Source organism: Nocardia sp. NPDC004568 (genome assembly GCF_040609955.1).
Taxonomy (GTDB): Bacteria; Actinomycetota; Actinomycetes; order Mycobacteriales; family Mycobacteriaceae; genus Nocardia.
The window spans coordinates 1-2,175 of the sequence record NZ_JBEXLL010000178.1 but is presented as its reverse complement, the minus strand read 5'-3'; the positions used below and the strand labels follow the sequence as shown (position 1 = coordinate 2,175).

Genomic DNA, 2,175 nt, shown 5'->3' with positions numbered 1-2,175 from the left:
CTGGTTCGCGATCGCCGAATGCGGCACCGCCACACCCTTCGGACGACCCGTCGAACCCGACGTGAAGATCACATACGCCGTATTCGACGACCGCAACGACCCACGCCGGTCAGCATCGGTCACCTCGGTCTCGGCATAACCCGACACATCCACGGTGTCCAACTCGAGCACCGGCACACCCGTGCCCTCCGGCACCGCCACCACATCACCAGTCGTGGTCAGCACACACAACGGTGCCGCGGTATCGAGGATGTAGCCGATCCGCTCCGCGGGATGCGCCGGATCCAACGGCACATACGCACCACCCGCGGCGACCACCGCATACATCCCGACAACCAGATCGATCGAGCGGGAAACCAGCAACCCGACCAGCGTCTCCGGGCCCACACCCTGCGCGATCAGATGCCGCGCGAGCCGGTTCACCCGACCGGCGAACTCGCCATAGGACAGACTCGTCCCCTCGAACGAAACCGCCACTCGATCCGGATACGCCGCGGCCGCGGCATCGAACCCGTCCAGCAACAGCCGCTCGGGGAGCGCGTGCTGGGTGGCGTTCCACTCCGCCAGCATCTTCGTGCGCTCGATCGGCGCCAGGATCTCCAGATCACCGACCGCGGTCTCCGGCGCGGCCAGGACCTCTTCCAGCAACCGCACGAATCGATCGGCGAACGTCTCGATCGTGGAGTGATCGAACAGGTCCCGGGAGTACGAGAGCGCGCCCTGCATACCGGCGTCCGCGGTATCGCCGGTCCCCCGGAAATTGAACGAGAGATCGAACTTCTCCAGGCTGGTCTCGAAATCGACCGGGGCGACCCGCAGGTCCGGCAATTCGAAATGCCTGTCCGGCAGGTTCTCGAATGACAGAGCGACCTGGAAAATCGGATGGCGCGCCTGCGAACGTGCCGGATTCAGCACCTCCACCAGCCGCTCGAACGGTACATCCGCGTGAGCGAACGCTTGCAGATCGGTATTCCGGACCTCTGCCAGCAATTCGGTGAAGGACATATCGCCGCGCACCGGAGTCCGCAACACCAATGTGTTGACGAACATGCCGACCAGGTTCTCCAGTGCCGCGTCACCACGGCCGGCTACCGGAGTACCGACACCGATATCGGATTCTCCGGTGATCCTCGCCAGGAATACGGCCAGCGCGCTGTGCACGACCATGAACGGCGAAGCATTGTGCCGCCAGCCCAGATCCACGATCCGGCGGCGGGTCTCCGGGCCGATCTCGAACGAATGAACGCCACCCGAGAAGGACGAGACGGCCGCTCGCGGTCGGTCCGCCGGAAGTACCAGCTCGTCCGGCAGGCCGGCCAGCTTCTCCTTCCAGTACCGGACCTGTTCGGAGATGAGCGAATCGGGATCGTCCTCCGAACCCAGCACCTCACGCTGCCACAGCGCGTAATCGGCGTACTGCACCGGAAGGCTCGCCCATGCCGGGGGTTCCCAGCTGACGCGTGCCGCGTAGGCGGCCATCACGTCTCGCGCCAGCGGGCCCATCGACCAACCGTCGGCGGAGATGTGGTGCACCACCATACCGAGTACGTATTCGTTCTCACTGATTTCGAAGAGCCGAGCATGCAGCGGCACCTCGACGGTGACATCGAAGGCCATCGTCACCAGATCGATCAGGTGATCGATGAGCCTGTCCTCGCGGATCAGGAACGGAGTCAGATCCGGGACCACCTGAGCCGCGTCCAGAATCATCTGGACCGGTGCGCGGCCCTTCTGCGGGAACACGGTCCGCAGAGATTCGTGCCGGTCGATCACATCGATGAAGGCCACCTGCAGGGCGGCGATATCGAGATAGCCGGACATCCGGATGGCGATCGGGATGTTGTTGACCGCCGATTCGGTGTCGTACCGGTTGAGGAACCACATCCGCTGCTGCGCCAGCGACAACGGCACCTGCTCCACGACCTCGCCCGTGGGCAGGATCTGGACCGGGCGCTCTCGCGGCGTCAACGCCACACGCCCACTGGCACCGGCCTGTTCCACCCGCACAGCCAACGCCGCCACGGTCGGTGTCTCGAAGAGCATCCGCACCGGCACCTGGGTATCCAGCGCCGCCCCCAGACGCGCCGCGACCTGGGTCGCGATCAGCGAGTTACCACCCAGAGCGAAGAAATCATCATCGGCACCGATGCGCTCCACACCGAGGACATCGGCGAA

General features: G+C 64.9%; 1 protein-coding gene. It reads right to left on the bottom strand.

Translation table 11 applies throughout. The annotated features are described in order from the left end of the window. The coding region (locus ABZV91_RS32390; protein WP_355249522.1) for a condensation domain-containing protein at window positions 1-2,175 on the bottom strand (2,175 nt) is incomplete at both ends.